The following is a 20,998-nucleotide window of genomic DNA, read 5'->3' as shown; positions in this document are numbered from 1 at the left end:
GTATGCGTCGCCGTTTTATGTTTGCAAGCGCCCTTGCCACGCTAACAGTTTGCGCTCCCGCAGCGTTCGCCCAGACGACCGTCTCAGACGAACGTACGACTCCGATCGCGACGTCGACGGCTGGCTCAGGTGGTGGTGCTGACAGCATTGTCATCTCAAACACCGGTCGCGTAACGCTGACTTCTCCGGCGACTCCGGCTGTCACGATGGACAGCGACAATGATGTGACCATCGACGGCGATGTCACCGTGACGTCAGATGATGATGGCGGAGTGGGCGTCAATCTGCTCGGCGGTGTCTCGGGAGATCTGCGCATCGGTGGCGACATTACCGTCACAGCGGAAAACCTGCCCGGCGATGACGACAATGACGGCGATGTCGACGGAGATATCGGCGCGGGCAGTCATCGTGTCGGTGTCCTGGTAGACGGTACCGGTGCCTATGTCGGCGACGTTTTCCTTGAAACGGGCGGGACCATCTCTGTTCGCGGAAATGAATCGGCCGGCCTGCGCACTCTCACCGAAATGACGGGCAATATCGATATTGCCGGCAGTATCGGAACAGTCGGCCACAATTCATACGGTGTCGACATTGCAGCGGCTTTAACCGGCGATTTCAATGTCAGCGGCAACGTCGCAACGTCCGGCGAGGGCTCAACGGCCATCCGGATCGGCGGCGATATCACGGGCGGTTTCTACTTCAACGGCACATCCAGCACGACCGGTTTCCGGTTCGCCGGACGCCCGGTCACGGATACCCAGCTCACCAATATTTCGAACGACGACAATCCCGGTGAGGACACCGCGCAATCCGGAGCGACTATTCTGGTAGAAGCGAGCGTCAGCGGCGGCATTCTCTTTGATGCTCCGACTGACGACAATTCCACGACCAGTGCCAGCGCAATCTCCATCCGCGGCAGTGCGCCTGCTGTCCAGATCTCGGCAACTAGCGGTGACATCGTCATTGGCGAATCGCAGCAGCCGGCAATTCCCGACGATCCGGACACGACCGACACAGACGAGAGCGTTGCCGCTATTCCTCTCGGTTTCTCCTTCGTCAATCGCGGCGCGATTACCTCGCGCGGCGAGCTCGATGACATGGACGCATTCGGTGTGCGGGTCGGCGGTACGGATAATGGTGCTGGTGGCTTCCACACCGCTACACTGACCCATGGCATGTCCAACACCGGCACCGTCACAGCCGCGGCACATTCCAACACCGTTGGCGCGTCTGCCTACGCCTATGACATCACGTCCGGCGCGCTCATTCCGGTCTTTTCCAACAGCGGCAATATCAGCGGCCAGGCTACAACCGTGGCTCAGGGCACCGCTTTCGCTGATTCCTACGCGATTTACATCCACAGCGACGCTGTGATGAACGCGCTGGTGAACTCCGGTAACATCCTGTCATCCGGTATCGGAGGCGGCAGCGCCTTTGCTGTCGTTGACCGCTCGGGTACGCTGACGAACATCACCAACAGTGGCACGATCCAGTCGGCGCGCACGGCACCATCATCCTATTTTGACGATAATGGCGACCTGGTCTCTCCGGATGACGTGAACAATTACGACGTTGTTGCCATCGATGTGTCCAACAACACCACCGGGGTGACCTATCATCAGTTCTGGGTCCGCGACGTTGTCGAGGACGACCCGGACACCGATGCAGATGAGTCACTGAACGCTATTCTCGTTACCCAGGCCATCATTGCCACCACGGGCGATATCCTGCTGGGCTCGGGCGATGATGTCATCCGCATTGATGCTGGCGATGTACGCGGCATGATCGCCTTTGGCGATGGCAGCGACATGTTTGTGCTCGACGGTTCTGACGTCCGCGACGAGATCACTAATCTTGTTACCGCTGGTCGGATTGATGCCCTCTCCACCGATGAATTGTACGACGCTCTGCCGAGCTTTGTAGGTGCAGTTACGGACGCGGACGGCACGCTGGACATCGACATGCAGTGGGCCAGCCTTGAGCTGACCCAGGCTGGCGAGCTTCAGATTGGCGACGCGCGCTTCGGCGATGGCGCTTTGCTGCGTTTCGAGATCGACGCTGACGCCGCAGCCCCGCGCACCATCACAGCCTCCGGCGATGTGAATTTCGAGGCGGGATCCCGCCTGTCCATCACCCTCTCCAACCTGATCGGAGAATCCGGTGACTATGTCGTCCTTTCGGCAGCAAATCTGGACATTGACGAAGGCATCGCGACACTCGCCGATGCACCAAACCCGTTCCTCTACGACACCACACTGGCTCTGGACGAAAACAATTCCAACGCCATCATCCTGTCCCTGCGCCGCAAATCGGCGGAAGAGCTGGGCATGAATGACAACCAGGCTGCGGCCTATGGCGCAGCTTTCGCTGGCTGGCAGGCCAATGACGAGTTGGGTGCGGCAATTGCTTCACTGATCACCGAAGCCGAATTCTATCAGGCCTATAACCAGCTGCTGCCGGAATATGCGTCGAGCGCAATCCAGTTTGCGATGGCGGCGAATGACAGCTCGCTCGGTGCGCTGGCAACACGCCTCGAAGCTGCACGCCGCAGCCCGGACAACACCGGCGGCCTCTGGCTGCAGGAATTCGGCTATTTCGCGGATCGTGCGGGCACGGCGTTCGGACCTGGCTATCGCGGTCACGGTCTTGGTATGGCCATAGGCTTTGACCGGCCGTTCGGCCCCTTCTACGCGGTGGGTATCAACGCTGTGGGTGCCGCCAGTGAGGTGGAAGAGGTTGAGGGTTTTGACAATCCGATGTCTGCCATCACCAGCCAGATTGGTGTCTATGCCGCGGCCCAGACTGGTGATGTCTACATCGACATCTACGCCGGTGGCGGTATCGACAAGTTCGAGCACAACCGGCAGGTCGTTATCGGCAGCTTCTCCGCTGAACCAATCGCAGAATGGGATGGTTATCACCTCACCGGTTCGGCCCGCATCGGATACGACGTCCAGTTCGGGCGCTATTTCTTCCGTCCGTCAGCCTCGATCGACTATCTCAGCCTGACCGAGAACTCCTACAATGAGAGCGGCGGCGGTGCCGGTATCGACCTGATGGTCGGAGACCGTGATTCCACGAGCTTTACAGGTACTGCCCTGCTCTCGATGGGCGCGCGCTTCGAGGGTGATGACAACTGGTGGTCACCGACCCTGCGTCTGGGATATCGCAGTGAGTTGGACAGTTCCAACACGGACACCTTCGCTGCGCTCTGTGTCTCTGATTGCTCGGGTACGCCGACCTATAGTGATCGCTTCACCCTGCGGTCTCAGCAGATGCCAGGCAGTGGCTTCATCTTCGGCTTCGGCATCGCGGCAGGTTCGGATTACTCCACCTTCTCGCTCGACTATGATGCTGATGTCCGCGACGACTTCATCCGTCACACGGCACGTTTCGTGATCCGCCTGGTCTTCTAAATCGACACCAGGGCAACTTACGGTTAACCCGCTTCAACGAGGCTTGCGCGATGATCCGCGCAAGCCTCGTTTCGTTTCTGGCACTGACTGCCCTTTCCGCCTGTGGTCACGCACCACCGGACCAGGTCAATGACGCCTGTCTGATCCTTGAGGACAATCGCTCCTGGTGGCGTGCCTTGCAGCGCACCGAAGAGCGTTGGGGCACCCCGCCCGGCGTCCAGCTGGCCATTCTGAAACGCGAGTCCAGTTTCAACGCCCACGCAAGACCGGCGCGCAACCGTCTGCTCGGCATTATCCCCGGGCGGAGGCCCTCATCAGCCTATGGGTATGCACAGGCACTTGATGACACCTGGGATTGGTACCGCCGCGACACCGGCCGGCGCGGTGCGGACCGCGATGACTTCTCCGATGCCGTGGATTTTGTTGGCTGGTATTCCGCGAAAAGCCGTCAGCTTTCCGGCATCCAGCCCTATCAGGCCCGGGAGCTCTATCTGTCCTATCACGAGGGACATGGTGGCTATAATCGCGGCACTTATCGTCGCCACGACTGGCTGATGCGCGCTGCGGATCAGGTCGCGGCCGACGCCCAACGTTACGAAAACCAGATTTCCCGCTGCGAAAGACGGCTGTCACGGCGTTTCGGACTGTTTTGAAATTGCCCTTTGGCGCGCGACTCGTGCAATCTGGGCACATGTCGACGTCAAATTCTCAGACCGATCTGTTTGGTTCATCGCCCGCCCCGCAACCCGAGTCCGCTCCGGCTCCGGGATATTCCGCTGCCCATATCGAGGTCCTGGAAGGCCTTGAAGCCGTCAGACGGCGCCCGGGCATGTATATCGGCGGTACGGATGAACGCGCCTATCACCATCTGTTCGCGGAAATCCTCGACAACTCGATGGACGAGGCTGTAGCAGGATGGGCGGACCGGATCGAGGTCGCCATTGACGCTGAAGGCTATATTACCGTCACCGATAATGGCCGGGGCATCCCCGTCGACCCGCACCCGAAATACGAGAACAAGTCCGCCTTGGAGGTTGTGATGACTGTCCTGCACGCCGGCGGCAAGTTCTCGGACAAGGCCTACAAGACATCCGGTGGCCTGCATGGCGTGGGTATTTCTGTCGTGAATGCCCTGTCGCAGACCGTCGAGGTCGAAGTCGCGCGTGAAAAAACCTTGTGGCGTCAGACCTATAGTCGCGGCCTGCCGCAAGGCCCGCTGGAAAAGGTCGGCTCTGCACCGAACCGCCGCGGTACCAAGATCCGCTTCATGCCGGACACCGAGATCTTTGGCGACAAGCTCAAGATCAAGCCATCGCGCGTCTATGCCATGGCCCGTGCCAAGGCGTTTTTGCGCCGCGGCGTAAAGATCCAGTGGCGCTGTGCACCGGAACTCGTCGAGGGCACTGACACGCCTGCCGAAGCCCTGCTCTGCTTTCCCGGTGGTCTGGCGGATCGCCTCGCAGAAATCGTCCAGGGCCGCGCCCTGGTCACTGCAGAGAGTTTTGTTGGCAAGGTTGAGCGCGACGACGGCACGGGGGGGGTCGAATGGGCCATCGCCTGGTCCAATAACGGCTTCGGAGCCGAGGCCGATGGTTTCTGCCAGTCTTTCTGTAACACTGTCCCGACCCCGCAGGGCGGTTCCCACGAGCAAGGATTGCGCGCGGCGTTGACCAAGGGCCTGCGCGCCTATGCCGAACACGCCAACGCCAAGAAGGCCTCGCTGATAACCGCCGAGGATGTACTTGGTGGCGCAGGAGCCCTCGTCTCTGTCTTCATCGGGGACCCTGAATTCCAGGGCCAGACCAAGGAACGCCTGGCTACTCCCGAAGCAGCCAAGCTGGTTGAGACTGCCGTCCGCGACCAGTTTGATCACTGGCTCGCCGGTTCGCCCAAAGAAGCGACCAAATTGGTCGAATGGGCGATCGAACGCGCCGAGGACCGCGTCCGCCGCCGCAAGGAAAAGGCCGTCAAACGCCAGACGGCATCGCGCAAACTGCGCCTTCCCGGCAAGCTTGCTGACTGTTCCCGCTCTGATGCGGATGGAACTGAATTATTCCTGGTCGAGGGCGACTCGGCTGGTGGATCAGCCAAGCAGGCTCGCAATCGCGAGACCCAGGCCATTCTACCCCTGCGCGGCAAGATTCTGAACGTGGCCTCGGCCGCCGCGGACAAGATTGCCGCCAACCAGGAAATCAACGACCTGCTGCAAGCGCTGGGTTGCCTAAGCGGAAGCCGCTTCAACCTGGAAGATTTGCGCTACGAGCGTGTTGTCATCATGACTGACGCCGACGTCGATGGAGCTCATATCGCAGCGTTGCTGATCACCTTCTTCTATCGCTCCATGCCGGAGCTGATCCATTCCGGCCGCCTCTTCCTGGCGCAACCGCCGCTCTATCGCGTAACCCAGGGCTCGACGACGTTTTATGCGAGGGACGACGCCCACAAGGACCAGATCATCGCCGAGGAATTCAAGGGCAGTTCCAAGGTCGATATCGGACGCTTCAAGGGTCTTGGCGAGATGACCCCGTCACAGCTGAAACAGACCACGATGGATCCCAATGTGCGCACCATGGCACGGGTCGTGATCGACGAGGAAAACCTCCCGACACTGGAAGGCCTGGTCGAAACGCTGATGGGCAAGAAGCCGGAATTGCGCTTCGCATATATCCAGGAACACGCGCCGGAAATCAGTGGGTTGGATATCTAGCGCTGCATTGATACTGCAGGCCCGTAACAAGCTACGACACGAACACCACAAGCAGCGCGGGTGGCTGGTCGCGGCGCAATCCCGCCTGCCCGCTTAAGAATGCAACGACGGCACCGTACCGCTACAGCATCATTGCGGACCGGAAGACATTTCGCTGAACTCAGCGAAGGGTAGCGAACTGAAATTGACGCTCCCCTCCTGATTGCGTTCAATGCGCGGGCACTCGCGACTCAGGGAACATCAAGAGGGTACATCATGACATCTAACTTTCTGAAGGCATCGGTGGGTCTCGCCGCCGTGTTCTGCCTTGCTGCATGCAGCGATGGCGGATCTGCGAGCTCCGGCTCGGGCGGGACAGATACTGCGGATGACGGAGAGGTTGTTCGCATCAACCTCGATCCGTATCCGTCCACCTATCAACCGATGTCCAGCGGCACGACACTGATCCAGAACGCCACGATCTTCGATGGTCTGGGTGGCCAGGTTGACGACGGAGATGTCCTGATTGAAGACGGCCGCATCGCCGCGGTTGGACAAGATCTCGATGTGCCGGATGGCGCAACCGTAATCGACGCAGCCGGACGATATGTAACGCCGGGTGTGATCGACATCCACTCGCACCTTGGTGTCTACCCCTCTCCGGGCGTTGGCGCCCATTCCGACGGCAATGAAGCGACCCAGCCGGTCACCGCGGAAGTCTGGGCTGAGCATTCCGTCTGGCCGCAGGATCCTGGATTTGAAGCCGCCCTCGCGGGTGGTGTCACCACGCTGCATGTCCTGCCAGGCTCCGCCAACCTCTTCGGTGGTCGCGGCGTGACCTTGCGCAATGTCTCCGGCCGCACTGTCCAGGAAATGAAATTCCCTGACGCGCCCTACACGCTGAAAATGGCCTGCGGTGAGAATCCATCGCGCGTCTATGGCAATCGCGGCTCCTCGCCAGCGACCGATATGGGCAACATGGCCGGTTATCGCGCAGCGTGGCAGCGCGCTTCCGACTATCGCGATGACTGGCAGGAATACTGGGATGCTGCGGAAGCGGGCGAAGACGCCTCACCACCGCGTCGCGATCTGGAACTGGACACGATGATGGGTGTCCTGGAAGGCGAAGTCCTGGTGCAGATGCACTGTTATCGCGCCGACCAGATGGCTCAGATCATGGATCTGGCCCGTGAGTTCGACTACCAGGTCACGACCTTCCACCACGCGGTCGAGGCCTACAAGATCCCGGATCTCCTGGCCGAAAACGGCGCCTGTGTTGCCGTTTGGGCAGACTGGGGTGGTTTCAAGATGGAAGCCTATGACAGCATTCGCGAGAACCTCGCCCTGTCCCATGCCAATGGTGCCTGCGCCATGATCCATTCCGACAGTTCCGGCGGCATCCAGCGCCTGAACCAGGAAATCGCGAAGGCCCTGGCCGATGGCCGCCGTGCCGGCATCGAGATCTCCGAAGCGGAAGCCTGGACCTGGGTCGCCAATAACCCGGCAACAGCGCTGGGCATTGCCGATCAGACCGGTTCCCTGCAGCCGGGCCTGCGTGGTGATGTCGTTCTCTGGTCAGGAAACCCGTTCAGCGTCTATACGCGCGCTGACCAGGTCTGGATCGACGGGGCGATGGCCTATAACCGCTCCGAGGAAAACACCCAACCGGTTCGGGACTTCATGCTCGGCCAGCCTGGTGAAGGAGACCAGTAATGAAACGACTTCTTTCTGCTCTCGCCGTTACGGCGCTGACGGCAACGTCTGCCCTGGCCCAGACCTATGCGGTCACCAATGGACGTGTCGTCACCAATACCGATGCCGGTATTATTGAAGGCGGTACCGTTGTCATCCGCGATGGCGATATCCTCGCCGTCGGTGCAAATGTCACCGTCCCGGCCGGCGCAACAGTCATCGATGCGGATGGTGGCTGGGTCACCCCGGGCATTTTTGCACCCTATACGCAGCTTGGCCTGATCGAGGTGGCGCTGGAAAGCTCGACCAATGACGCCGGTGCCGGTGACAGTGAATACTCCGTCGCCCTGGATGTTGCGGACAGCTTCAACCCGGCCGGCACGCATATTCCGTCAACGCGGATAGAGGGTGTCACCCGGGCCGCGCTCTACCCGTCCACAGGGTTCAACCTCTTTGGCGGTCACGGCGCTCTTGTCTCGATGTCCGGTGCAGCCGACAGCCTCTTTGAGACCGGCAGCTTCGTCTATGCAGATCTTTCCCAAAGCGGCGCCGGCACCGCGGGTGGATCACGTTCTGCGGCATGGACCTTCCTGGAAGCAGCCTTTGGAGACGCCGCCGGTTTCATGGGACGTTTCAGTGCGCATCATCACGGTGACGCCCTTGATCGATATGATGCCGCGGCCCTGGTCCCCGTCGTTCGAGGACAATTGCCGTTAGTGATCAATGTTGATCGCGCCGCAGACATTCGCCGGGCAATCCGTTTCCGCAATGAACATCCGCCCGTCCGGATGATCATCCAGGGCGGTGCGGAAGCGTGGATGGTGGCCGATGAACTGGCCGCCGCCGGTATTCCGGTCCTGATGGACCCGATCCGTAACCTCCCGGGTTCATTCGACAGTCTCGGCTCCACCCTCGCGGCCGCTTCGCGCCTGCATGATGCCGGTGTCACGGTCGCCTATACGACGGAAACCGCGGATGGGTATTTCAATGCCCGCCTGCTCGCTCAGCATGCCGGCAATGCCGTTGCCCACGGTGTATCCTGGGATGATGCCTTCGCGGCCATCACCCTGGTTCCGGCCCAGATCTATGGAGTGGACACGCGTTATGGCGCCCTCGCCTCGGGTTACGCCGGCGATGTCGTGGTGTGGGACGGCGACCCGCTGGAAGTGATGTCGGCACCAACACACGTACTGATCGATGGCCAGGAAACGGACATGGAAAGCCGGCAGACGATGCTCCGTGACCGTTACATGGATATCACGGACGAGACGCCATTTGCCTATCGGCGCTAGCGTTTCAGCCTTGTTGCGTTGACAGGGCGCGACTTGTCCGTATTTTGCCGCACAAACGTGGCCGCGCCCTACGGCGCGGCCACTCTCGTTGTAAGAGCACCAAGGACGCCATGACGTTCGACGATCTCGGGCTCAGCCCGAAACTCCTCGAGGCAGTTTCTGCCGCCGGTTACACCGAGCCGACCCCGATCCAGGCCGGCGCCATTCCACATGCTATTCAGGGCAAGGACGTTCTGGGTATTGCCCAGACCGGTACTGGCAAGACGGCATCCTTCACCCTGCCGCTGATCGAAAAGCTCTCGCGTGGCCGGGCCAAGGCTCGCATGCCGCGCTCACTGATCATCACGCCGACGCGCGAACTGGCAGCCCAGGTCGCCGAAAATTTCGAGACCTATTCAGTTGGCCAGAAACTCAATATGGCGCTGTTGATCGGTGGTGTCGCCTTTGGTCCCCAGGAAGAGATCCTGAACAAGGGCGCCGATGTCCTGATCGCGACCCCGGGGCGCCTGCTCGACCATTTCGGGCGCGGGAAACTCCTGCTGACCGGCGTGCAGATGCTCATCGTCGATGAAGCAGACCGCATGCTGGACATGGGATTCATCCCTGACCTGGAAAAGATCTTCTCGCTGACCCCGCCGCGCCGACAGACCCTGTTTTTCTCGGCGACCATGCCCAAGGAAATCCAGTCACTTGTTGACCGTTTTCTCAGGGACCCCGAGCGTGTCGAAGTTGCGCGCCCGGCAACAACCAGCGCGAATATCGAACAATTCCTCGTGCGCATTCCAACCTCCACGCCCAAGGCCAAACGAACTGCCCTGCGCGTGTCGATGGATCGCGAGAATGTGCGCAATGGTATCATCTTCTCGAACCGCAAGCGTGATGTGGATATCGTCGCTCGCAGCCTTCAGAAACACGGTTTCTCGGCGGCGCCGATCCACGGCGATCTGGACCAGTCGGAACGCATGGCCACGCTGGCGAACTTCAAGTCCGGCGAGCTGAAATTCCTGGTCGCATCAGACGTTGCTGCACGCGGTCTCGACATTCCCGATGTCAGCCATGTGTTCAACTATGACGTCCCGCACCACGCGGATGATTATGTCCACCGTATCGGCCGGACCGGTCGTGCTGGTCGCCAGGGAGAGTCGGTCACGATCGTCACCCCGGCAGATGACAAGTCTCTTTCAGCAGTCACCAAGCTGACCAAGAAAGAGATTCCGAATCTGGAGCTTCCGGGCCTGGAAGCAGCGCTGGAAGAGGCCGACGACCGCAAGCCGCGCCGCAATTCCAAGAGCCGCAAGAGCACGGCTGACAATAAGGAAAAGCCGAGCAAGCCTGCTGAAAAGAAGGTCGAAAAGGCCCCGGAGCAGGACAAACCGAAAGAGCGTAAACGCTCTCGTCGCGACGACAATGATCGCAATCGCACCCCGATTGTCGGTTTCGGTGATCATTTTCCGGATTTCATGCGCTAAATCACTGCGCGCCTGCAACTTATCCAATGAAATCTGCGACTGCGTGCTTCCGCGCGGAAAAGCTCATACCGTATGAGCGATTTTTACCCAATCTTACACTTTCTCTCCTAGCTTTCGCCGCATGAGTGATGTGCGGGCATCCTCTGGAGTAAGGAAGGATTGACGGTGAACGGTCGACTTTTAGGCAATGAGGGACGGGATCACGCGCAAAAAGCGCTGAACCTCATGGAACAGTTCAATGTTCCCCCAACCCCGGAAAACTATGCAGTCTGGGTATCCTTCGCGACTGACAGCAATCCTGAGCTCTGTAATTCGATCAAGGCCCGTATCGAATCGGAGGAAGAGTTCACAGACACTGTCAGCGCTGATCTCTTCGAACAATATTTCCAGTGGAAAGCCATCCAGGACGCAATCCTCGAAAGCGGCGGCGCCATGTCCCGCGAACTTGGCGCTGTGAAACAGAGCCTTGAAGCTGCCGAGCGCGATACCGCTGCTTACGGCCAGGCCCTGGAAGGTGCATCCACTGAACTCAAGGGTCTGCCGGATAATGACGGCATGAAGGTTCTTGTTGAATCACTCGTCTCCGCAACCGCCAAGATGCAGCGTCGCAGCCAGGATCTCGAAAAGCGCCTGCAGGAAACCTCCAACGAGGTCACCCAGCTGCGCTCGAACCTGGAAAAGGTCCGCGAGGAAGCGATGACCGATGCCCTCACCGGCATCGCCAATCGCAAGCGTTTCGACGAGGTCCTGCGCAAGGCCCGTCGCGATTCAGACACGGCCAAGAAGCCGCTGAGCCTAGTTCTTTGTGATATCGACTTCTTCAAGCGCTTCAATGACACATGGGGTCACCAGACCGGTGATCAGATCATCCGCTTTGTTGCCGGCTGCCTGACCCGTCATTCCGCCGACAGCCATCTTGTGGCGCGTTATGGCGGTGAGGAATTTGGCATTGTGATGCAGGGAACCTCTCCGGTTGAAGCCGCTCAGGTTGCTGAAAAGATACGACGAACAGTCGAAAGCAAGAAACTCCTTCGCAAATCGACCAATGAAGACCTTGGCAATATCACCGTATCGCTGGGCATCGCCAACTACACGGGCAATGAGTCCGTTGAAGAGCTCATCGAGCGAGCCGACAGCAATCTCTACCGGTCCAAGACGGAAGGCCGAAACCGCCTGACCGAGGACCAGCCGGAAAACAACGCCAACGCGGCCTGATGCTCCTAAAAAACCGAATTGAAACCGCCCGTGGACTAAGCGTCTGCGGGCGGTTTTGTCTGCGCGAAGGAGGGGCGTGCGGCCCAGGCGTCGTGGAGCCCCGTCAGTTTCGGATGCCCGTTCCGCCAATCACTCTCCGGGTAGCGAAAATCCAGATAGCTGACTGCGACGGCGATCGTCAGCGCGCCCATCGTGTCCAGCTCCAGTCCGCGATTGGCCTCTGCCTCCAGCACATCCAGCGTCCGGCTGATGCCCGCTTCGCGACGACCGATCCAGTAGTCGGAGTAGATTGCCTCGTCACGGACCATCTCCACACGACGGCCGACCGCGAGGTCCAGCAGCCCGCTGGCCAAAGCTTCGATGCGCTGGTCTTCCCAGTCATAACGCCAGGGATATTCCGCTTCCTCGTGCAGCATTTCGCCGATCAGAGTGCTTTCCGGATAGCCCTTGCCGTCACGGATGAGGCACGGAACCCGACCCAGCGGATTAGCCCTGAGCAGGATCTCGCTATCCTCGAACGGATGTGCGTCAATCTCCTCGACTTTGCTCTCCAGTCCCAGCTCCCGCACCAGAACTCGACATTTTCGGGCATAGGGTGAGGTGTGCGAGACGAGGAGTTGCATCAGGACTAGGCCTCTTTCACGGGGATTATGGTGACGCTCTCGCCGCAACCACATGCGTCGGTCTGATTTGGATTGTTGAAAACAAACTTGGAATGCAACGCCGTGGTCTCGTAATCGATCTCAGTGCCGAGGAGGAAAAGAAGCGCCTTGGATTCAAGAACGATTTCGACGCCTTTGTCCGCGACACGTTCGTCAAGGGCTTCCGGCGCCTCGACATACTCCATCACGTATTCCATGCCCGCACAGCCGCCATTTTTCACACCGACACGCAGGAACCCCTTCTCGCGATCGGACATGATGGATTTGACACGCGCGGCTGCGGCATCGGTTAGGCTGACAGCCTTGGGACGTTCACGCAGAGTCATTCAAGCCTCCTAGAACATGTTGAGCGCGAGACGCGCTTCGTCAGACATGCGAGCGGGCGTCCATGGCGGATCGAAAGTGAGTTCGACCATCGCTTTGGCAACGCCGTCCACCTTCTCAACGGCCTCCTGCACCCAACCGGGCATCTCGCCGGCAACAGGACACCCCGGAGCCGTCAAAGACATCAAAACCTTGAGCGAGCGGTCATCTTCCAGATCCACCTTGTAGATCAGGCCCAGCTCGTAGATATCGACGGGAATCTCCGGATCGAACACCGTCTTGAGTGCTTCAACGATATCGTCCGTGATACGCGCCAGCTCATCAGCCGGGATCGCGCTGGCTTCCGCAGAGGGCAACTCGGCGGACGCTTCCGCGATGACGTCCTCTTTCGGGGCCGTACCGGACAGGTCGATCACATCTCTGGCAGTATTCTCGGTCATCATGGTCACCTAGATGAGAAACTCACGAGCCTTCTTCAAGGCCTCGACAAAGGCATCGGCTTCTTCGACGGTGTTGTACACAGCAAAACTCGCCCGGCCAGTGGAACTGACACCCATGCGCTGCATCAGCGGCTGGGCGCAATGATGGCCGGCGCGGATCGCGATCCCGTACTTGTCCACAATTTGCGCGATATCGTGGGCGTGTGCGCCCTCAAGCGTGAAGGAGATGATCGCGCCCTTGTCCTGCGCCGTTCCGATGATCCGCAAACCATCGATATCAGCAAGGCCGGCCATGGCGCGGTCGAGCAGCGCACGTTCGTGTTCCAGGATAGCCTGGCGGTCATAACGTTCCAGCCAGCGAATGGCGGCGCCCAGGCCAATGGCATCGGCAATCGGCGGCGTACCCGCTTCGAACTTGTGCGGCACGTCAGCGAAAGTCACACGGTCCTTGTAGACGTCAGCAATCATCTCGCCGCCACCGTGATAGGGTGGCAAACGGTCCAGCCAGTCGCCCTTGGCGTAAAACGCGCCGATACCGGACGGACCGTAGAGCTTGTGTCCGGTGAAGACGAAGAAATCGCAATCGAGTTTCTGCACATCCACCGGCAGGTGAACAGCGGACTGGGAGCCGTCGATCATCACCGGGACATCAGCAGCGCGGGCAATGTCCATCACGCGTGCGACATCCGTCACCGTGCCCATGACATTGGACATGTGGGTGATGGTGATCAGCGCCGTCATCGGCCCCACCAATTGCGCCAGGTGCGCATAGTCGATCGAACCGTCATCCGTGACGTCGACCCATTTCAGCTCCAGACCAATACGATCCGCCAATAAGCGCCAGGGCACGATATTGGAATGGTGCTCGGCCTCGGAGAGGATGATCTCGTCCCCCGTTTTCAACATCTGGCCGAAACTGGCAGCCAGCAGGTTGATGGCTTCTGTCGTGCCGCGCGTGAAGACGATCTGGTTCGTGCTCGGCGCGTTGAGGAAACGACGCACATCCTCGCGTGCCGCCTCGAACGCCTCGGTGGTTTCGTTGGCAAGCGTGTGCAGGCCGCGATGCACATTGGCGTATTGCGCGCGATAAACGCCCGCCACGCTTTCGATGACAAATTCGGGTTTCTGTGCCGACGCCGCACTGTCGAGATAGACCAGCGGCTTCTCATTCACCTGGCGATGCAGGATCGGGAATTCGGCGCGAATAGCTTCGATATCGAGTGGAAGCTTGACCGGTGTCTGAGCCGTCATGCGATCGCTCCCAATCGTTGCCGCAAGAGGCCGGAAACCTCTTCGCGAAGCGCTTCATCCGAAATAATATCAATGGGTTCTGCGAGGAAGCTCTCAATCAACATCGCCCGCGCCTTCACCTCAGACAGTCCACGCTGGCGCATGTAGAAGAGCGCCGTCTCGTCGATAGCGCCCAGCGCATTACCGTGTGCGCACTGAACATCATCGGCATAGATTTCCAGCTCCGGCTTGGCGTCGATCTCGGCACGCTCATCCAGCATCAGCGCCCGGTGGGTCATCTGCGCATCGGTCTGCTGCGCTGCTTGCTCGACCTTGAACTTGCCCTGGAAAACGCCCTGCGCATGCGCCATTGCCGCGCCCTTGACCAGCTGACGCGTCACCCCGCCCGGACCGGAATGGGTCACCGTGGAGGTAAAGTCCGCGTGACGACCTTCCTCAAGAAGATAGACACCGCCCAGATGCACCTCAGCGCCCTCACCAGCATGGGTGATGTGCGTTTCGTGACGGGAGAGTTTGGAGCCGAACGACAGGGTGGCCTGCCTGTAGGTCGCATTCTTTCCGACACGGATACGGCTGCGCACAACAGGCACAGCGTCCATCGGCACATCGCTCCGGATCACACGCTCCAGCGTCGCGCCATCGCCAAGCGAAATCTCCAGACGGATATTCGGGAAAGCGTCGGCTGCAATGGTATGGACTTCGTTCAGAGTCACCGACGCGCCAGCAGCAATCTCGATTTCCAGACTGCCCACAGATACGCCAGCGTCTGCCTCAATCGTCAACGCGGTGTCCGCGTCCAGAGTGATAGCGGCAGGCGCGGGTTTCCCGTTCAGCAGGATGCGCGTTTCACCGGCCTGGTCGATGCCCTGGCTGGCCCGGCGCAGATCCGACCATTTCCAGGCTTCCGCACGTTTGGTGGGCAGGCCATGCTCGATCACTGCCTGGCGTGCAGCCGCCCGCCAGTCCTCGGCGCCGTCGAGAAGGTCGATCAGGGCCTGTTCGGCCGGTGTTCGGGAGATGACGCCCATCAGGCCACCTCGCCCAGGTATTTGTCATAACCATCCGCTTCCAGCTCCAACGCCAGTTCGGGGCCGCCGGACTTGATGATGCGGCCATCAGCCATGATGTGCACAACATCCGGTTTGATATGGTCCAGCAGACGCTGGTAGTGCGTGATCACCAGCATGCCGCGATCTTCCGCGCGCAGCGTGTTGACGCCCTCGGCCACCGTCTTCAGCGCATCGATATCCAGACCACTGTCAGTCTCGTCGAGAATGAGGAATTTCGGCTCCAGAATCATGGCCTGGAGAATTTCCATGCGTTTTTTCTCGCCGCCGGAAAAACCGACATTGACCGGGCGTTTCAGCATGTCCATCGACACACCGATCCGCTTGGCCTGGGCTCGGGCGAATTTCATGAATTCCGGGGCCGACATCTCCTCTTCGCCGCGCGCCGTGCGCTGGGCGTTGAGGGCCTCCTTGAGGAAGGTCAGGGTCGGCACGCCCGGGATTTCAACCGGATACTGGAAGGACAGGTAGAGCCCCGCCGCGGCGCGCTCTTCCGGTTCCAGCTCGGCCAGGTCCTCGCCACGAAACGCCATCTCGCCATCGGTGACCTCATAGCCGTCACGACCGGTTAGCACATAGGACAGGGTCGACTTGCCCGACCCGTTCGGCCCCATGATCGCATGCACTTCACCGGCAGGCACTTCGAGGGAGAGGCCCTTCAGGATCGGCTTTTCCGCACCATCCTGGGTTTCGACACGGCAGTGGAGATTATTGATCTTAAGCATTGTTATTCTCGTGTTTCTCGGCAGGGCCGGAAAAGGCAAATATGAAAGCGACGCTGAGCAACAAGGTGGGAATAATGGCGACCGCACGCGTATCCCATTCTCGGCCGCCGTCGAGAAAGCTCTCGCCGACCAGGGCAGGAAGCAAGAACACCTCCGCCAGCAGGAGCCCCGCGATGACGCCTAACGCAATCCAGCCTTCGCGGCGAGCAGGCCAGATTGCCATCTTCCATCCGGCGTCACGGCGCAATCCGGGCATGGAGATACCGATCCAGCGATAACTGAGATTGCGATGAAACCAGGGTTTCATTCTTCGCCCTCCCAGTAATCCACTTCCTGGGCGTAGGCACGGTGACGGAAGAGGACGCCATCGCCCTGCCCGCTCTCATCACCCCAGGTGATGGCGCCGACCTTGTTACTGTCCGGGTATTCCACGACATCGGTTTTCTGCATGGTCGAAAAGCAGTCATAACGCAGCTCACCGGTCCCGGTATTGATGATCTGGTGCGCGCGATCTCGACCACCCGCCGGCGCGGCGATGACATCACCGGCCTTGGTCGGGTGAACGTCATCGCCAAAACGATACTCGCCCTCACCCGCCAGGATGATCATGGCTTCCTCGATCACATGATGATTGTGACAGGGAAAGGCGCGCTTGCCCGGCGGCACGACCGTCAACATCGCGCCAAGCTGCTCCATACCGATGACGGGTCCAATACGACCCAGCTGGGCTTCAAACTTTTCGCCATGAGCCAGTGTGTCGAGCTGAAGCTTGTCGAGACTTACAACGGGAGGAGGACGTTTCATCATTCGGCTCCATCCATACCTGCTTCGCAGGCCGCGATGATCGTGTCGATCGGAAGAAGAACCATCATTCCCCTCCCATGTCCCGGATCGTACTCCCAACTTCTTCCTCTCTTTGGGTCAGGTCCTGTGTACAATCAGCAAGGACCTCGTCCGCCACCAGCAAAGACCGCCCGAAGGCGGAACCAAGGCGAAGGTGGCAAACCCCCATTCCATGATCTTTGTCGATCTCGTAAACGAGGTGCAGACCGTCCTCGTCCAGCAGCCAGGTCGTGTACACATAGACTGCCGCTGAACTGCGAGCCGTGTCAGTCAACAACCCGCCGGGTGCCTCCGCGGCCTTGATGCCGAAACCTCCGCCCTGCCCGGCATAGGTAAACCAACCATCAGCGTCACGCTGGTAGACTGCATAGGTGCAATTGACCATGCCGCAGAACAAGGTGGCGATCATCTCCTCATCACCGTCCAGATCGAGATCGGAGAAGCGCGGCGCTCCCCAGAGCGCACTATCCGTATAGGTCGACGTTTGCTGCCGGCGCCCATCGCTCATTTGCTGCGATAGCACAAGATTGCCGCCGTCCATGGTCCAGGTCAGCGTCTCCCCTTGATCGAGTGCGGTCTGGCAGGAATACCACTCACCCGGCGTGAACCGTTCCGGGCATTCCGGTATCGCCTGCAAGTTGCTGCCGGCCATGGCCGAAACAAGTCCAATAACAGTAATCATCCTACACTCCCTTCAAGCGAGACTTTGAGCAGGTTCTGGGCTTCTACGGCGAACTCCATCGGCAGTTCCTGCAACACTTCTCGGACAAAGCCGTTGACCAGGAGCGCCGTGGCCGCTTCCTCGTCCAGGCCGCGCTGGCGGGCGTAGAAAAGCTGGTCCTCGGAGAGTTTGGTCGTCGTCGCCTCGTGTTCGAGCACCGCCTTGGGCGTTTTGCATTCGACATAGGGCACTGTGTGGGCGCCACACTGATCACCGATCAAGAGGCTGTCACACTGGGTGAAATTACGCGCGCCTTCCGCCTTGCCATGCACCGACACCAGACCGCGATAGGTCTGGTCCGAGCGACCGGCAGAAATGCCCTTGGAAATGATGCGACTGGTCGAGCCCTTGCCCAGGTGGATCATCTTGGTGCCGGTATCAGCCTGCTGATGCCCGTTGGTGACCGCGATGGAATAGAACTCACCGCGCGAGTTTTCGCCACGCAGGACACAGGACGGATATTTCCAGGTGATGGCAGAACCGGTCTCGACCTGGGTCCATGAGATCTTGGAATTCCGGCCGCGACAATCACCGCGCTTGGTGACGAAGTTATATACCCCGCCGTTGCCGTTTTCATCGCCCGGCCACCAGTTCTGGACCGTGGAATACTTGATCTCGGCATCATCCAGAGCGACCAGTTCCACGACCGCGGCGTGCAGCTGGTTTTCATCGCGCATGGGTGCCGTACAGCCTTCCAGATAGGAGACATAGGCGCCCTTGTCGGCAATGATCAGCGTGCGCTCGAACTGGCCCGTGCCTTCTGCATTCATGCGGAAATAGGTCGACAGCTCCATCGGACAGCGAACGCCGGGCGGCACATAGACAAAGGAGCCGTCCGAAAAGACAGCCGAATTCAGGGTCGCGAAGAAATTGTCGGTCGTGGGCACAACCGAGCCCAGGTATTTCTTCACCAGTTCGGGATGATCGCGCAGCGCTTCGGAGATCGAACAGAAGATCACACCGGCCTTGGCCAGTTCTTCCTTGAAGGTCGTCACAACCGATACACTGTCGAACACCGCATCGACCGCGACCTTGGGCGTTTCACGTGCCTCGGCAGCCGTGGCGGCAGCGCCCTTCACACCGAGCAGGACTTCCTGCTCCTTGAGCGGAATGCCCAGCTTCTCGAAATCCTTCAGGATCTCTTCAGGCACATCATCAATGGACTCATATTTCGCGCCAGCCTTGGGCGCGGCGTAATAGTGGATGTCCTGGTAATCGATCGGCGGGTACTCGACCTTGGCCCAGCTGGGGTCGCGCATCTGTTTCCAGCGCTCGAACGCGTCCAGACGCCATTCCAGCATCCATTCCGGCTCGTTCTTCTGCTCCGAAATATAGCGAACGATGTCCTCGTTCAGCCCTTTCGGCGCGAGCTCGGTCTCGACGTCCGTCGTGAAACCGTACTTGTATTTGTCGGCTTCGAGCTGCTTGACGTCTTCAATGGTTTCCTTGGTCGCCGCCATGGTCAGGCCGTTTCCTTGATCTGTTTCGATGCGCGTGCCCAGGCCTCGGTCCAGGCCTTGATCGCCGCATCCACGTCTTCATCTGTTGTCGACCAGCCCAGGCTGATCCGGATCACGCCCTCGGACAATGCGTCATCAAGGCCCAGGGCGGTGCCCATTTTTGACGCCTTGGCCTTGCCCGACGAACACGCCGCGCCGGCCGAGATCGAGACACCGGCGAGATCCATCGCCATGACCTGGGTTTCCCCGCGCCAGCCCGGCACTGCCAGTCCGATCGTGTTGGGCAGGCGTTCCGCACCCTCACCCAGAACAACAACATTCGGATTGGCCTCGCGTATAGCCGCGATCATGCGGTCGCGCGAGCCTGCCAGGGCAGCAAATTCTGCAAGCTTGGCATGCGCCTGTTCCAGCGCCAGTCCAAGCGCCGCATTACCGGCCACATTCAGCGTACCGGATCGACGCCCCTGCTCTTGCCCGCCACCGTGATTGTGGCGTGTCATGGGCGCATTGCAGGCCGCGATCAGCGCGCCTACACCTTGGGGGCCGCCAAATTTGTGCGCAGCAATCGCCATGTAGTCCGCGCCGAGCCCCGCAAAATCGACAGGAATTTTTCCGGCGGACTGGACGGCGTCGACGATCGCGAGACCGTCTCTTTGCTTGATCAATGCGATGGCGTCGGCCACCGGCTGGATGGTGCCGATCTCGTTATTGGCCAGCATGATTGAGAGAACGGGACGACCGTCGTTTTCAGACCAGCTGTCCATGCGTTGTTCCAGCCAGGCCAGATCCACCACACCCTCACCAGTCACCGGCAGGATATCGATCGGCAAACCAGACGCCCGGGCGCTTTCGACAATGGCGGGGTGTTCGATATCCGAGATGATAACGCGCTTCACCCCGGGCGCATGGGTCGCGCTGGCCATGGCCAGATTTAGTGCTTCTGTGCCTCCGCCCGTGAAAATCACATCCTCGGGACGTGCGCACAAAGTCTTGCCGACCTGGCGCCGTGCGTTGTCGACATGGCGGCGCGCAGACTGGCCATGCTGATGCACCGCCGAGGCATTGCCGACGCTACCCATGAGCTCGCTCATGAGTTCGATCACGTCAGGTCGGACCTGCGTGGTGGCGTTGTGATCCAGATAGACGCGCATGTTTACTCGGCAGCGGCCGATTGACCTCTATCGCCCTGTCCGATGGCGCCGGATGCAGCGCCCAGCAGGCGACGCTCCAGCACATCTTCCAGCGTCACGGAGCTCAGGAAGAGATAGATGTGACGGGACAGCTCGTCCCAGAGATCATGGGTAACACATCGCCGACCATCCGCCAGACAGCCTTTGGCGTCGGAACACCGGGTGACGCGCAGCGGTTCGTCCACTGCCATGATGATATCCGAAACACGGATTTCGGATGCTTCACGGCTCAGGCGATAGCCGCCGCCCGGCCCGCGGACCGAGGCAACCACCTCGGCGCGACGCAGCTTGGCGAACAGTTGTTCAAGATAGGAAAGCGAGATGGACTGGCGCGACGCGATATCGCTCAGCGTGACCGGCCCCTGCTCTGCAGCTCCTGCAAGATCGGCCATCGCCATGACGGCGTAGCGGCCCTTTGTGCTCAGCTTCATGTATCTACCTCCTTAAACGCTCGCATCTTTCGGCATGATCATGCTAAGACGCGCAGCTTCGGGGTGGGCGACAGGCGACGTTTGGCGACTGAAACCTAATACCCGAGCTGTGTA

The 20,998-nt window shown here is 59.9% G+C and carries 19 protein-coding genes; 7 read left to right on the top strand and 12 right to left on the bottom strand.

What is annotated here, in order from left to right; all coding sequences use genetic code 11:
* The first annotated feature begins 2 nt into the window (after positions 1-2).
* The 7 genes from SIC17_RS15655 to SIC17_RS15625 all read left to right on the top strand — a co-directional run bounded on the left by SIC17_RS15655 (position 3) and on the right by SIC17_RS15625 (position 11,770).
* Complete coding sequence (locus SIC17_RS15655; RefSeq protein WP_412545955.1) at positions 3-3,416, top strand: autotransporter domain-containing protein; 3,414 nt, start codon at positions 3-5, stop codon at positions 3,414-3,416.
* A gap of 50 nt (positions 3,417-3,466) precedes the next feature.
* Entirely contained in the window at positions 3,467-4,069 is a 603-nt protein-coding gene (locus tag SIC17_RS15650; protein WP_291896086.1) for a hypothetical protein, read from the top strand.
* Positions 4,070-4,107: 38 nt separating this feature from the next.
* Positions 4,108-6,123 (top strand): DNA topoisomerase IV subunit B, encoded by a 2,016-nt coding sequence (gene parE, locus SIC17_RS15645; protein WP_291896088.1) that lies wholly within the window; start codon positions 4,108-4,110, stop codon positions 6,121-6,123.
* A 255-nt stretch (positions 6,124-6,378) separates the two neighbouring features.
* Positions 6,379-7,815, top strand: a complete 1,437-nt coding sequence (locus SIC17_RS15640; protein ID WP_412545954.1) for an amidohydrolase — start codon at positions 6,379-6,381, stop codon at positions 7,813-7,815.
* Positions 7,815-9,086 (top strand): amidohydrolase family protein, encoded by a 1,272-nt coding sequence (locus tag SIC17_RS15635; RefSeq protein ID WP_412545953.1) that lies wholly within the window; start codon positions 7,815-7,817, stop codon positions 9,084-9,086. The genes SIC17_RS15640 and SIC17_RS15635 overlap by 1 nt, the downstream gene beginning before the upstream one ends.
* 110 nt (positions 9,087-9,196) lie before the next feature.
* Complete coding sequence (locus SIC17_RS15630; RefSeq protein ID WP_291896094.1) at positions 9,197-10,555, top strand: DEAD/DEAH box helicase; 1,359 nt, start codon at positions 9,197-9,199, stop codon at positions 10,553-10,555.
* Between the two features lie 225 nt (positions 10,556-10,780).
* A complete protein-coding gene (locus SIC17_RS15625; RefSeq protein WP_291896096.1) occupies positions 10,781-11,770 on the top strand; it encodes a GGDEF domain-containing protein in 990 nt (329 codons plus the stop codon).
* A gap of 35 nt (positions 11,771-11,805) precedes the next feature.
* Here the strand turns inward: SIC17_RS15625 and SIC17_RS15620 are convergent, their stop codons facing one another.
* The 12 genes from SIC17_RS15620 to SIC17_RS15565 form a co-directional block, all read right to left on the bottom strand.
* Complete coding sequence (locus tag SIC17_RS15620; protein WP_291896098.1) at positions 11,806-12,393, bottom strand: glutathione S-transferase N-terminal domain-containing protein; 588 nt, start codon at positions 12,391-12,393, stop codon at positions 11,806-11,808.
* A gap of 5 nt (positions 12,394-12,398) precedes the next feature.
* Positions 12,399-12,758, bottom strand: coding sequence for a HesB/IscA family protein (locus SIC17_RS15615; RefSeq protein ID WP_291896100.1), 360 nt, complete (start codon positions 12,756-12,758; stop codon positions 12,399-12,401).
* A gap of 9 nt (positions 12,759-12,767) precedes the next feature.
* Positions 12,768-13,199: an SUF system Fe-S cluster assembly protein gene (locus tag SIC17_RS15610; RefSeq protein WP_412546935.1), complete on the bottom strand. Its 432-nt coding sequence runs from the start codon at positions 13,197-13,199 to the stop codon at positions 12,768-12,770.
* A gap of 6 nt (positions 13,200-13,205) precedes the next feature.
* Entirely contained in the window at positions 13,206-14,447 is a 1,242-nt protein-coding gene (locus tag SIC17_RS15605; protein ID WP_291896104.1) for a cysteine desulfurase, read from the bottom strand.
* A complete protein-coding gene (gene sufD, locus SIC17_RS15600) occupies positions 14,444-15,475 on the bottom strand; it encodes a Fe-S cluster assembly protein SufD (protein WP_412545952.1) in 1,032 nt (343 codons plus the stop codon). Before sufD ends, SIC17_RS15605 begins: the two co-directional genes overlap by 4 nt.
* Positions 15,475-16,239, bottom strand: coding sequence for a Fe-S cluster assembly ATPase SufC (gene sufC, locus SIC17_RS15595; RefSeq protein ID WP_412545951.1), 765 nt, complete (start codon positions 16,237-16,239; stop codon positions 15,475-15,477). The genes sufD and sufC overlap by 1 nt, the downstream gene beginning before the upstream one ends.
* Positions 16,232-16,546: a hypothetical protein gene (locus tag SIC17_RS15590; RefSeq protein ID WP_412545950.1), complete on the bottom strand. Its 315-nt coding sequence runs from the start codon at positions 16,544-16,546 to the stop codon at positions 16,232-16,234. Before SIC17_RS15590 ends, sufC begins: the two co-directional genes overlap by 8 nt.
* A complete protein-coding gene (locus tag SIC17_RS15585) occupies positions 16,543-17,043 on the bottom strand; it encodes a cupin domain-containing protein (RefSeq protein WP_412545949.1) in 501 nt (166 codons plus the stop codon). The genes SIC17_RS15590 and SIC17_RS15585 overlap by 4 nt, the downstream gene beginning before the upstream one ends.
* A gap of 64 nt (positions 17,044-17,107) precedes the next feature.
* Positions 17,108-17,764, bottom strand: coding sequence for a hypothetical protein (locus SIC17_RS15580; protein ID WP_412545948.1), 657 nt, complete (start codon positions 17,762-17,764; stop codon positions 17,108-17,110).
* Positions 17,761-19,263: a Fe-S cluster assembly protein SufB gene (sufB, locus tag SIC17_RS15575; RefSeq protein ID WP_412545947.1), complete on the bottom strand. Its 1,503-nt coding sequence runs from the start codon at positions 19,261-19,263 to the stop codon at positions 17,761-17,763. The genes SIC17_RS15580 and sufB overlap by 4 nt, the downstream gene beginning before the upstream one ends.
* A 2-nt stretch (positions 19,264-19,265) precedes the next feature.
* Positions 19,266-20,414 (bottom strand): cysteine desulfurase family protein, encoded by a 1,149-nt coding sequence (locus tag SIC17_RS15570; protein ID WP_412545946.1) that lies wholly within the window; start codon positions 20,412-20,414, stop codon positions 19,266-19,268.
* 2 nt (positions 20,415-20,416) lie between these two features.
* Positions 20,417-20,884: an Rrf2 family transcriptional regulator gene (locus SIC17_RS15565; protein WP_291896116.1), complete on the bottom strand. Its 468-nt coding sequence runs from the start codon at positions 20,882-20,884 to the stop codon at positions 20,417-20,419.
* Between the last annotated feature and the right edge of the window lie 114 nt (positions 20,885-20,998).

The organism is Maricaulis sp. MIT060901 (genome assembly GCF_047123815.1).
Taxonomy (GTDB): Bacteria; Pseudomonadota; Alphaproteobacteria; order Caulobacterales; family Maricaulaceae; genus Maricaulis.
This window is presented reverse-complemented; position numbering and strand designations above follow the sequence as displayed.